Origin of the sequence: Microtetraspora malaysiensis (assembly GCF_001528665.1) — a bacterium.
Classification (GTDB): Bacteria; Actinomycetota; Actinomycetes; order Streptosporangiales; family Streptosporangiaceae; genus Microtetraspora_A; species Microtetraspora_A malaysiensis.
Genome location: NZ_BBYJ01000004.1, coordinates 407171 through 419256 on the forward strand (window position 1 = coordinate 407171; position 12086 = coordinate 419256).

At 72.9% G+C, this 12086-nt stretch carries 8 protein-coding genes; 4 read left to right on the forward strand and 4 right to left on the reverse strand.

The genetic code is table 11. The features are described 5' to 3' along the window. Positions 1-47: 47 nt before the first annotated feature. The 3 genes from AWQ71_RS01795 to AWQ71_RS01805 are packed head-to-tail and all read left to right on the forward strand — an operon-like array spanning position 48 to position 2919. Positions 48-1061, forward strand: a complete 1014-nt coding sequence (locus AWQ71_RS01795) for a FecCD family ABC transporter permease (RefSeq protein WP_067125358.1) — start codon at positions 48-50, stop codon at positions 1059-1061. After that, complete coding sequence (locus AWQ71_RS01800; RefSeq protein ID WP_067125362.1) at positions 1058-2128, forward strand: FecCD family ABC transporter permease; 1071 nt, start codon at positions 1058-1060, stop codon at positions 2126-2128. Before AWQ71_RS01795 ends, AWQ71_RS01800 begins: the two co-directional genes overlap by 4 nt. Beyond that, on the forward strand, positions 2125-2919 hold the full coding sequence (locus AWQ71_RS01805; protein ID WP_067125365.1) for an ABC transporter ATP-binding protein: 795 nt from the start codon (positions 2125-2127) through the stop codon (positions 2917-2919). Before AWQ71_RS01800 ends, AWQ71_RS01805 begins: the two co-directional genes overlap by 4 nt. On the opposite strand, the gene AWQ71_RS01810 is transcribed toward AWQ71_RS01805, so the two are convergent. Next, entirely contained in the window at positions 2858-4825 is a 1968-nt protein-coding gene (locus tag AWQ71_RS01810; protein ID WP_245658062.1) for a tetratricopeptide repeat protein, read from the reverse strand. The two genes, AWQ71_RS01805 and AWQ71_RS01810, sit on opposite strands and share 62 nt — an antisense overlap. Positions 4826-5325: 500 nt before the next feature. On the opposite strand from AWQ71_RS01810, the gene AWQ71_RS01815 reads away from it, so the two are divergent. Beyond that, positions 5326-5820 carry a hemerythrin domain-containing protein gene (locus AWQ71_RS01815; RefSeq protein WP_067126119.1) on the forward strand — a complete coding sequence of 165 codons (495 nt, stop codon included), beginning with the start codon at positions 5326-5328 and terminating at the stop codon, positions 5818-5820. 73 nt (positions 5821-5893) lie between these two features. Here AWQ71_RS01815 and AWQ71_RS01820 read toward each other — a convergent pair whose 3' ends face one another. From AWQ71_RS01820 to smc, 3 genes are all read right to left on the reverse strand, one after another. Beyond that, entirely contained in the window at positions 5894-6625 is a 732-nt protein-coding gene (locus AWQ71_RS01820; RefSeq protein WP_067125368.1) for a dienelactone hydrolase family protein, read from the reverse strand. Positions 6626-6821: 196 nt separating this feature from the next. Beyond that, positions 6822-7988 carry a signal recognition particle-docking protein FtsY gene (ftsY, locus tag AWQ71_RS01825; RefSeq protein WP_439650345.1) on the reverse strand — a complete coding sequence of 389 codons (1167 nt, stop codon included), beginning with the start codon at positions 7986-7988 and terminating at the stop codon, positions 6822-6824. A gap of 252 nt (positions 7989-8240) precedes the next feature. Then, entirely contained in the window at positions 8241-11954 is a 3714-nt protein-coding gene (smc, locus tag AWQ71_RS01830) for a chromosome segregation protein SMC (protein WP_067125370.1), read from the reverse strand. Between the last annotated feature and the right edge of the window lie 132 nt (positions 11955-12086).

The following is a 12086-nucleotide window of genomic DNA, read 5'->3' on the forward strand; positions in this document are numbered from 1 at the left end:
TGACATACTCGTCCGGGTCAAGCGACAGAGAGAGGGATCACGTACCCATGACTGCCCTGCGCCCGCGACGCCGGCGGGCGGGCGTCCTCGCGGCGCTCCTCACGGCGGTGCTCGCCGGGGCCGTGCTCAGCGTCGCGATCGGCGCCAAGTCGGTGCCGCTCGGCGACGTGTGGCACGCCCTCTGGTCGCCCGGCGGGACGGAGAGCGACATCATCGTCCGCACACTGCGCGTCCCGCGCACCGCCCTCGGCCTGCTGGCCGGGGTCGCGCTCGGCGTCGCCGGCGCGCTCATGCAGGGGCACACGCGCAACCCGCTCGCCGACCCCGGACTGCTCGGCGTCACCCAGGGCGCGGCCTTCGCGATGGTCCTCGCCATCATCGCGTTCGGCGTCTCGAACCTGTACGGCTACATCTGGTTCGGCCTGGCCGGCGCCCTCGTCGCGAGTGTCGGCGTCTTCGCGATCGGCTCCGTCGGCGGCCGAGGCGGCCCGAGCCCCCTCACCCTCGCGCTCGCCGGAACCGCCGTCAGCGCCTTCCTGTACGCGCTGACCTCCGGACTCGTTCTCGTGAACGAGCAGGCCATGGACGTCTTCCGCTTCTGGCAGGCGGGCTCCATCGCCGGGCGGGGCGCGGGCGTGGCCTGGCAGGTCCTGCCGTTCATCGCCGCCGGACTGGTGCTCTCGCTGGCGAACGCGCCGGGGCTCAACGCGCTCTCCCTGGGCGAGGATGTCGCGCGTTCCCTCGGCCGCAACGTCACGGCGACCCGGGCGCTCGGCATCACCGCCGTGACGCTGCTGACCGCCGGGGCGGTGGCCGCGTGCGGCGCGCTCGCGTTCGTCGGCCTGATCGTCCCTCACCTGGCCCGCGCGCTCTCCGGCCCCGACCACCGGTGGCTGCTGCCGTACTCGGGGCTGCTCGGCGCGGCGGCGCTGCTGCTCGCGGACGTGGTCGGCAGGGTGGTCGCCCGGCCCGGTGAACTGGAGGCCGGGGTGGTGCTCGCCCTGATCGGCGCCCCGTTCTTCGTCGCGCTGGTCCGCCGCAGGAAGCCGGTGCGGCTGTGACCGGCGTACGGCTCCCGCACGCCCGGCCGTACCGGGCGGGCAAGATCTCCTGGCTGGTCCGCCCGCGCGGCGTGGCGGCCGGGCTCACCGGGCTCGCGCTGATCGCGGTCCTGGTCGCGCTCAGCCTGCGGATCGGCGACTTCCCGCTGTCCCTGAGCGAGATCGTCGCGTCGCTGACCGGAACCGGAGGCAACCACTTCGTCGTGGTCGAGCTGCGCCTCCCCCGCGCCCTGACCGGCGTGCTGGTCGGCGCCGCGCTCGGACTCTCCGGCGCGATCACCCAGTCGATCGCGCGCAACGCGCTGGCCAGCCCCGACATCCTCGGCGTGACCTCGGGCGCCAGCGTGACCGTGGTGGCGGTGATCGTCGGCAGCGGCAGCGTGTACGGCGGGGCCAGCGGGGCCCTGGCCGGCGTCGGCATCCCCGTCGCCGCGCTGGCCGGCGGCCTGATCGGCGCGGTGATCGTCTACTCGCTCGCCTGGCGGCGCGGGCTGGACGGGTACCGTCTGGTCCTGGTCGGCGTCGGCGTCGCCGCCGTGTTCACCAACGTCAAGTACTGGCTGATGACGACCGGCGACGTCAACGACAGCTCCCGCGCGATGGTGTGGATCAGCGGCTCGCTGAACGGGCGCGGCTGGGAGCACGTCGCTCCCGTCGCGTACGCGCTGGTCGTGCTGGTGCCGCTCTGCCTGGCCGGGACCCGGGTGCTGTCGGCGCTCAGGTTCGGCGACGAGACGGCGACCGGGCTCGGCGTCCGGCTGAACGCGGCCCGCGCCGTGCTGCTGCTCGGAGCCGTACTGCTCGCGGCGGTCGCGACCGCCGCCGCCGGGCCGATCGCGTTCGTCGCCCTGGCGGCGCCGCAGATCGCGCTGCGCCTGGCCGGGGTGGCCCAGCCGCCGCTGGTGGTGTCCGCCGTCACCGGCGCCGTCCTGACGTCGGCCGCCGACCTCGCCGCGCGCAGCCTCTTCGCGCCGGTGGAACTGCCTGTCGGCGTGGTCACCGCCGTACTCGGGGCTCCCTACCTGATCTATCTGCTCATCCGCGCCCGCCGGGAGGCACGCTCGTGAACACGCGGTTGGAAGCCGTCGACATCCGCCTGGGCTACGGCGACCGGGTGATCGTGGACGGGCTCGACCTCGGCATCGAGAGCGGGACGATCACCACGATCATCGGCCCGAACGGCTGCGGCAAGTCCACGCTCCTGCGCGCCCTGGGACGGCTGATCAAGCCCCTGGGCGGCCAGGTGCTGCTCGACGGGAAGCGGATCGACCGGATGCCGTCGCGCGAGGTGGCCCGGCTTCTCGGCGTCCTCCCGCAGGCACCCGCCGCGCCCGAGGGGCTGACGGTCGCCGACCTGGTGGCCCGCGGACGGCATCCGCACCAGACGTGGTACCGCCAGTGGTCGCCGGACGACGAGAGCGCGGTGGCCGAGGCGCTGGAGCGTACCGGCCTGCTCGACCTCGCAGACCGGCCGCTGGACGAGCTGTCCGGCGGGCAGCGGCAGCGGGCGTGGATCTCGATGGCCCTCGCCCAGGGCACGGGGCTCCTCCTGCTCGACGAGCCGACCACGTTCCTGGACCTGGCGCACCAGATCGAGGTGCTGGAGCTGGTCGATCAGCTGCACGCGCAGGCGGGCAAGACGGTGGTCATGGTGCTGCACGACCTGAACCTCGCCGCGCGGTACGCCGACCGGCTCGTGGCGATGCGCGACGGCCGGGTGGTCGCGGCCGGCCCGCCCGCCGACGTGCTGACCGAGGAACTGCTGGCCGAGGTCTTCGGCCTGAACGCCAAGATCATTACTGATCCGGTGGCGGGCACTCCCCTGGTGGTGCCGATCGGGACGGCGAATCGGAGCTGACGGCCGCCAGCTCCCGCCGGATGTCCTCGTCCTCCGGGGCGAGCTCGGCCGCCCGCAGGAGGTCCTCCCGGGCCTCCTCGTCGCGGCCGAGCGCCCGGAGCGCCACCGCCCGGTTGAACCGTACGGCCGGATCGTCCCCGAGTTCGAGCGCCCGGGTGAGGTCGGCCACCGCGTCCTCCGGCGCGCCCGTCTCGAACGCCAGGATCCCGCGGCTCACCCAGAGCGCGGCGAGCGCCGGATCGTGGCGCAGCCCCGTGTCGAAGGCCTTCCTCGCCTCGGCGTGCCTGCCCTCGGCCGCCTCCACCTGCCCCAGCACACACAGCAGGTACGCGTTGCGCGGGTCGAGGGCGAGCCCCTGGAGCGCGTCCGCGCGGGCCCTGCCGTACTCGCCGAACTCGACGAACAGCCCGGCGCGGTTGGCGTACGCGTCGGCGAACCCCGGGTCGAGTTCGAGGGCGTAGTCGAGGTCGGCCAGCGCGCCGGCGTGGTCTCCGGCCTGGAACCTGATCTCCGCCCGGTTGTAGTACGCCTCGGGGAACGGCGGCCCGGCCCGCATGGCCGTCTCGTAGTCGGCGACGGCGTCCTGCGGGCGGCCGAGCCGGTGCAGCAGGTTGCCCCTGCTGATGTAGTAGTCGGGATAGCCCGGGTCGGCCGCGACGGCCGCGTCCAGGTCGGCCAGCGCCCGCGCCGGGTCGCCGAGCATCGCGGTCAGCTGCCCCCGGTTCGCCCGCAGGACCAGCCGGTGGATGGGGTGCTCGCCGGGATCGAGGTCGCGGTCGGCGAGCTCGATCGCCTGCTCCACCAGCCGCAGCGCCTCCTCCGGCCGCCCCGCGCGCATCTCCACCAGCGCCTTGCCGTTGAGGTCGAAGCTCAGGTGGAAGGCCCGCTCCCTGCGGTCGGGCAGCGACGAGGTGATCGCGACCGCCTCGTTGATCCACGACAGCGCCTCGCCCACGTCACGCGCCGCCGGGTCGTGATGCCGCATCAGCAGCATCGCGGTCGCGTACGCGGCGGTGGCCCGGTTCTTGGGGTCGGCGCTCTCCCGCCGGGCCCGGTCCAGGATCGCCCGCGCCTCATCCTCCCGATCGACGGCCGCGAGCGCGCCCGCGGTGCGGTGGACGAGCGACCACCAGGCGTCCGGATCGGCATCCGGGTCGGCCTCGGTGTGGGCCCCGCGCAGCGCCCGCACGCCGAGCCGGGCCGCCGCGTGGTGGAAGCCCTCGGTGAAGTAGCGTTCCACCACCTCCGGCCCGTGCTCGTCCCCGCTCCGGCTCTCGTGGTAGCTGTGGTGCTCCTCCTCACCGCTCCGTCCCGCGACGGTCGCACCGCCGTCCGGCGCGGGGAGGGCGTGCCGCTTGAGCACGGCGGCGAGAACGGGATCCGCGCTCTCGGCGCAGACGACGACGGTGAGCAGCGCGGGGTCGATCCTGCGGAGCAGGACGGCGAGGAACTCCTGGTCCGTCTCGTCGGCCACGTCGGCGCGTTCCACGACGAGCGCGGCGGGCCCCACCTCCTTGAGGTGGTCGTGGACGAACTCCGCCAGCCCGTTGGCGAGCCGGAGCGTACGGCGCGGCGCGGGGACGAGGATCCGCTCCGCCTTGGGGAGATGCGCCGCGAGCGACCCGCGCACAGCCGGCACAACGTCCCTCAACCCGGGGGCCGCCGCGCGGATCTCGATGTCGTGTGCGTCGACGAGTTCCTTTCGCGCCCCGGGGACGATCGCGTGGAGCAGCGCGCTCGCGACCGTGTACGGCGCCGCCCTGTGGCTGGGCGCGGCCGACTGATCGCCGGGGACGGGACGGATCCCCTGGAAGGTCCGATCGGAACCCGTCCCACCGTCCGGGCGGTCGGCCGACCGGCTGTGCGCCGGACCGGCCGTCACACCGACGACGACGGGGGGAGCCACGAGCGGGGGTATGTCACGTTCCCCGTTCCAGCGCCGCCCTTGGACCCACAGATGACGCACACGCGCTCCCCTCGTCGCCCCCGGAAGGGCGAGACCATGCCGTACGGCGGCAGGTCTCGCCGGTCGCTCACGCGTGGTGCTTGGCGCTGGCCTGGCCGGAGAGCTGGACCGTGCCGGGCTTGTGAACAACGACCTTCTTCATCAGGGCCTCTCTGATCTCGTCTGAGGAACGACGCCCATGTCAACACGGACCACGTCAGGTCACAAGACCTAGGCTGGTAATGGTCATTTCCCGATAAATCATGACAACTGCGCAACCGGGGCATGGCCGTGTCTATTTGCGCTCGCTCCGCTCGCGCGGGCTCGGGCCGCCGGACGACTGGTCAGGTTCGGGTGATTTGACCGGCGGTCGCCGATCATGATGTAGTCCGTGCCTGCGTCGCGGTGTACCCGGCAAGGAGATCGCCGAGGACATGGAGGCGCCGGAACATGGGACCACCATGGAAACATCACACGAGCGCCTGGCGGCGTTCGGCAACCAGTTGATCGAAGTACACCTCTGGCTCCGGGAGGAGCTCGCCGCCCTCCGCGAGGACGTCGACGCCTATCTCGCCGGAGGCGCCCGCCCCCGCGATCTGCGGGCCCACTGCCTGACCTTCTGCACCGCCCTCCAGCGACACCACGTCGGCGAGGACGGCGGCGCCTTCCCCGTGCTCGCGGAGCGATTCCCCGAGTTGCGCCCCGTGCTGGACGAGTTGCGCCGCGACCATCAGCTCGTGGAGGACTCCCTCACGCGACTGCAGGCCCTCCTCGACGGCCTGGGCCGCGAGACCGACCCCGTCATACTGCGCGGCGAGCTGGACAGCCTCGCCGCGCTGATGGAGACCCACTTCGTCTACGAGGAGAAGCGGATCCTCGCGGCGCTCAACACGCTGGACGCGCCGGAATGGGACCGTTCGCGGCCCGATTTCCTGCTCATCGGCGAGGAGACCTGACCGGTCCCCAGTGTTCCGAGCGCGCCGATCGGGAGCGGATCCCGATCGGCGCGTCGCACCGCAGGCAGCAGTATCAGCCGAGGTGCCGGGCGAAGAACCGCAGCGTGCTGTCCAGCTCGAATGCCGGGATCTCCCCGTGCTTGCCGGGGTTGGCATGCAGCGTCTTCTCGGCCGAGGCCAAGGCGTCGAACAGCGCCAAGCCCTGGGCCCGCGGCATCCGTTCATCGTCCCACTGCAGCAGGAACTCCACCGGGACGGTGATTCTCGCGGCGGCCTCCGCCGATGCCGACGCCCCGCCCAGGCCCAGCACCGCGGCGCGGACCCGGGGTTCGGCGGCAACGAACGGAACGCCGAGTCCGCAACCCAACGACACACCCCAGTAGCCCACCGGACCAGCCCCGACGTGCTCGGCTTGCTGGACCCCGTCCAGGACCGCCTGCCATTCCGGGACGGTCTGGCGGGCTACGAGCGCCTGGAACCCAGCGATCAGCGGAGCCAGATCCTCTCCGGCGTCCGCGCGAGCCTGGTTCTCGGTCGCGATCCGGTTGTACTCCTCGTCCTTCGGCCGGTCGCCATGGCCGGGCACGTCGACCGCCACCACCGCGAACCCACACTCGGCCACGAAGCGGCGCGCACGGGCCACGATGCCGGGGGCCTTCTTGTGCTGACCGCCGCCATGTCCCATGAAGACAAGGGGACGCGTACCGGCGGCGCCTTCTGGCGTCCACAGCACGCCGGGAATCTCACCAAGGGTGAAGAGTTGTTCGGAGACACCGTCACACGACGTCTCAGAGGTGAAGCGCATAGCGTTTCAGCCTTTCGGGATGCCTTCTGCGGGCACTCCCTAGGCCATGCGAGGGAGGGAGTCCCGACCTGTCACAGCGTTGATCGGTCTCACCTCCTCAGTTCGCGGCAGCGCACAGCGCCGTCGAACGTATCACAAAGTGCAAAAGACGGGCGGGATCGGACAGTGCCGTCGATCCCGCCCGTTTCGGCGGAGCTCAGTCGCCCAGCAGGGCGTCCACGAACACCTCGGGGTCGAAGGGCGCCAGGTCGTCGGGCCCCTCGCCCAGGCCGACCAGCTTGACCGGCACGCCCAGCTCGCGCTGGACCGAGATGACGATGCCGCCCTTGGCCGTGCCGTCGAGCTTGGTCAGGGCGATGCCGGTGATGTTCACCGCCTCGGCGAACACCTGGGCCTGGCGCATGCCGTTCTGGCCGGTCGTGGCGTCGAGGACGAGCAGCACCTCGTCGACCACGGCCTTCTTCTCGATCACCCGCTTGACCTTGCCCAGCTCGTCCATCAGGCCGGTCTTGGTGTGCAGCCGTCCGGCGGTGTCGATGATGACCGTGTCGGCGCTGTCCTCGATGCCCTTGGCCACCGCGTCGAACGCGACGGACGCCGGGTCGCCGCCCTCGGGGCCGCGTACGACGGCGGCGCCCACACGGTCACCCCAGGTCTGCAACTGGTCGGTCGCGGCCGCGCGGAACGTGTCCGCGGCGCCGAGGACGACCGTGTTGCCGTCGCCCACCAGGGCGCGGGCCAACTTGCCCGTCGTGGTCGTCTTGCCGGTGCCGTTCACGCCGACGATCAGGAGCACGGCGGGCCGTCCCGCCGGCGACTTGGTGTGCAGAGTGCGATCCAGGTCGGGCGAGATCTGCTTGAGCAGTTCCTCCCTGAGCAGGCCGCGGACCTCCTCAGGAGTACGCGTGCCGAGGACCTTCACCTTGGTCCGCAGCTCCTCGACCATCGCCCGCGTCGGCGCGACGCCGACGTCGGCCGTGATCAGGATCTCCTCGATCTCGTCCCAGACCTCGTCGTCGAGCCGGTCGCGCGAGAGCAGTTCGAGGAGTCCCCTGCCCAGCACGCTCTGGGAGCGGGACAGGCGCGTGCGCAGCCGCACCATACGGCCGGCCGAGGGCGGCGGCACCTCGATCTCGGGCGCCTTGAGCAGCTCCTCCTCGGGCGGAGGAAGGGTGGTGATGGTGCCGCCCTCCCGGTCGACCGGGCCCTCCTGCGGAGGAACCTTCAGGTCCGGGATCTGCGGCTCCGGCGGCGCCTCCACCGGAGGGAGGTCCTTGGCTCTGGGCCGGAACAGGAACAGGCCGCCCACCGCCAGTACGGCGATGACGACGACCATCACGATGATGCCGAGGTAACCTTCCACGCGCTCAAGTTTTCCAGACGCCCCCCGATGGTCCAGCACACCGCCCTGCTGAACCGCCGCGCCTTCGGCGCGGCAGGCTCACGCGAGCGCCTGTGATCATTACGGCGCCGGACCGTCACGCTCCGGGCGCGGCGGTGTCTGGACTGAGGAGCGAGCGGGGAGCGAGGGACGAGCGACTCCGAGCGACGAGGGAAGACATCGACTGAGGGCGCCCCGAGCCCGCCGCGCCGGAGGCGCGGCAATAAGCACAGCTCAGTCGGCTACGCGCAGGCGTTGGCTGATCACCTGGGTGACGCCGTCGCCGCGCATGGAGACTCCGTACAGCGCGTCGGCGATCTCCATGGTGCGCTTCTGGTGCGTGATGACGATGAGCTGGGAGTTCTCCCGCAGCTCCTCGAAGAGGGTCAGCAGGCGCTGGGTGTTGGTGTCGTCCAGGGCCGCCTCGACCTCGTCCATCACGTAGAACGGCGAGGGGCGCGCCTTGAAGATGGCGACCAGGAAGGCGACCGCGGTGAGCGAACGCTCGCCGCCGGACAGCAGCGACAGGCGCTTGACCTTCTTGCCGGGCGGGCGGGCCTCGACCTCGACCCCCGTGGTCAGCATGTCGGAGGGGTCGGTGAGCAGGAGGCGGCCCTCGCCGCCGGGGAAGACCCGTCCGAAGATCTCGGAGAACTCGCGGGCCACGTCCTCGTACGCCGCGGAGAACACCTGCTCGACCCGGTCGTCGACCTCCTTGACGACGAGGAGGAGGTCCCGGCGCGTCTTCTTGAGGTCTTCGAGCTGGGACGTCAGGAACGCGTGGCGCTCCTCAAGTGCGGCGAACTCCTCAAGCGCGAGCGGGTTGACCTTGCCGAGCTGCGTCATCTGACGGTCCGCCGTCTTGGCCCGCTTCTCCTGCTCCTCGCGGACGTACGGGATCGGCGGCTCGCCCGGCACCGGGACCGCGGGACCGTACTCGGCGACCAGGGCCCCCGGCTCGACGCCGTACTCGTCGAAGGCCCGCTGCTCAAGCTGTTCGAGTCGCAGCCGCTGCTCGGTGCGGGCCATCTCGCTGCCGTGCGCCCGGTTGACCAGCCGGTCCAGCTCGCCGCCGAGCTCCCGGACGCGGATCCGCACGGTCTTGAGCTCCGCCTCGATCTCGCCGCGGGCCCGCTCGGCCTCGTCGCGCTCGGCCGCCGCCCGGTCGATGGAGCCGACGAGCGCCGTGAGCGCGGCCTGCGCGGCCCGCGCGACGGCGGCGGCGATCTGCGCCTGCCTGCGCCGCCGCTCGCGCTGCGCGGCCGCCCGGGCGCGGTCCTCGCGCTCGCGCTGCGCGGCGCGCAGCAGCCCTTCGGCGCGCCCGGCGATGCCTCTGACCCGCTCCTCCGCCGTGCGTACGGCGAGCCGGGCCTCCATCTCGGACTGCCTGCTCACGCCGCAGGCGGCGGTCAGTTCGTCGCGCCTCTCGGTGGTGGGCTCGGCTTCCAGCTCCTGGGCGTACTCCGCCTCGGCCAGCCGCTCCTCCATCTCGGCCGCGTCCGCCTCCGCGGCCTGCCGGGCCTCCTCGGCGTCCTGTACGGACTTGGCCAGCCGGGCGCTCTCGTCATGGGCGGCCTTGACGGCGGCCTCCAGCCGGGCGAGCTGCTTGGCCGCGTCCGCCGCCCGGCGGTCGGCGTCCCGCTGCTTGGACCGGACCCGGTCCAGCACACCTTGGGCCGCGTTGAGGCCGTTCTGCGCGGTGTTGACGGCGTTCTGCACGGCGCTGACCCCGGCTTGGGCCTCGTTCACGCGCGCCTGCGCCGCCTCGAGCGCGAGCTGGGCCTCGGCCTCCGCGGCGACGGCCTGCTCCAGAAGTTCGGCGTTCTCCTCCGCGGCGGCGCGGGCGGCCTCCAGATCGACGGTCGCCTCGTCGAGCGCGGCCCGCATCTGCAGGGCTGAGCCGCCGCCGGAGCCGCCGCCGGCCTCGTACACACCGAGCAGGTCGCCCGCCCGGGTGACGGCCCGGATGCCCGGATGGCCCTCCACGACCTTGCGCGCGGCGGCGAGGTCCTCGACGACGAGAACCCCTGACAGCACGGCGTCGACGGCGGCGCGCAGCTCGTCCGGCGCGGTGACGAGATCGGCGGCCCAGACCGCGCCGGCGATGGGCACGGGGGGACGCGCCTTGCCGCGTTCGTGGTCGGTCGAGGCGATCAGCAGCCCGGCCCGCCCGCCGTCGTCGTCCCGCAGGTGTTCAAGCGCGGCGACGGCCCCCTCCAGCGAGGCCACGGCGACCGCGTCGGCGGCCAGCACGGCGGCGACGGCCGACTCTGCTCCCGGGCGTACGGCGAGCATGGTCGCGATGGGGCCGAGCACGCCGGGGATGCCCGCGCCGAGCAGCGCGGCGGCCCCGTCGGCCCCCTGGGCGAGGCTCATCTCCAGCGCCTCGCGGCGGGCGTCGAGAGCGGCGACAGCGCGCTGCGACTCCTGGTCGGCGGCGCGGGCCGCGGCGACCGCGGACGTGGCGGCGGCGAGTGCCGCCCGGGGACCGGCGACGGCTTCCTTGGCCCGCTCGACGGCCTCCTTGGCCTCGTCCACCAGCGCCCTGGCCGACTCAACGGCGGCACGGGCGATCTCCACGCCCTCCTCGGCCCCGTTCAGCTCGGCGGCGAGGGCCGGGTCAGCGGCGGGCTCATCGAGCTCGTGGGCGTCGCAGTCGGCCTGGGCGTGCTCGGCCCGCAGGCGCGCCTCGTCAAGGGCGCGGGAGAGCCGGCCGATCTCCTCTCCGGCGGCCCTGGCCCGGCTTCTGGCGGACTCGGCCTGGCCACGCAGCCGGGCCAGGCTCTCCCGGCGGTCGGCCGCGGCCCGGGCGGCGGCGGCCAGCCTGCGCTCCTCCAGGCTCAGCGCCTCCTCGGCCTCGGCGCGGATCTCCACCGCGGCCGACAGCCGTTCGCGCGTCTCGTCGAGCTCCTCCGAGAGGACGCGCTCCTTCTCGCGGACCTCGGCGGCCTCCCGCTCGAACTCCTCGGGATCACGGCCGCGCCGCTCGATCGACGCCGCGTCGGCGGCGTGCCGTTCGCGCTCCAGGGCGAGCCCCTCGACGCCGCGCAGCCGTTCCCGCAGGGCGGAGAGCCGGTAGAACGTCTCCTGGGCGGCGGTGAGCCGCGGCTGGGCCTCGGCCGCCACGGCCTCCAGCTCGGCCTCGCGCCGCTGGTCGCGCCCGAGGTCGGCCTCGACCTGGGCCCGCCGGGCCTGTACGGCCGCCTCGTCGGCGGCCTCGCGTTCGAGGGTCTCGCGGAGGGTGACGACGTCGTCGGCGAGCAGCCGCAGGCGGGCGTCGCGCAGATCGGCCTGGATGACGGCGGCCTTGCGGGCGATCTCCGCCTGGCGGCCCAGCGGCTTGAGCTGGCGGCGCAGCTCGGTCGTGAGGTCCTGTACGCGGTTGAGGTTGGCCTGCATCGCGTCGAGCTTCCGCAGCGCCTTCTCCTTGCGCTTGCGATGCTTGAGCACGCCCGCGGCCTCTTCGATGAACGCCCTGCGGTCCTCGGGGCCGGCGTGCAGGACCTGGTCGAGCTGGCCCTGGCCCACGATGACGTGCATCTCACGGCCGATGCCGGAGTCGGAGAGCAGCTCCTGGATGTCGAGGAGCCGGCAGGTGTCGCCGTTGATGGCGTACTCGCTCTGGCCGGAGCGGAACATGAGGCGGCTGATCGTCACCTCGGTGTAGTCGATCGGCAGCGCGCCGTCGGAGTTGTCGATCGTGAGCGTGACCTCGGCCCGGCCGAGGGGCGGCCGGCTGGAGGTGCCGGCGAAGATGACGTCCTCCATCTTGCCGCCGCGCAGCGACTTGGCGCTGTGCTCGCCCATCACCCAGGCGAGGGCGTCGACCACGTTGGACTTGCCGGAGCCGTTGGGGCCGACCACGCAGGTGATGCCGGGCTCGAACCGCAGGGTGGTCGCGGAGGCGAAGGACTTGAAGCCGCGCAGGGTCAAGGTCTTCAGATACAACGACCCGCCCCCTCCCTGCCCAGCTTTGCCGGAAGACTACCGGTCCCCTGGGACGGGAGGCGGCGGATATCACCCGAAGCGGTGCCAGGGGCCGCGCGACGGGCCCGATATGGAATACCCCTGGGGACAATT

Coding starts and splice junctions, on each gene's coding strand:
- AWQ71_RS01795 (WP_067125358.1), top strand. CDS start 48: ATGACTGCCCTGCGCCCGCGACGCCGGCGGGCGGGCGTCCTCGCGGCG.
- AWQ71_RS01815 (WP_067126119.1), top strand. CDS start 5,326: ATGGAAACATCACACGAGCGCCTGGCGGCGTTCGGCAACCAGTTGATC.
- AWQ71_RS01820 (WP_067125368.1), bottom strand. CDS start 6,625: ATGCGCTTCACCTCTGAGACGTCGTGTGACGGTGTCTCCGAACAACTC.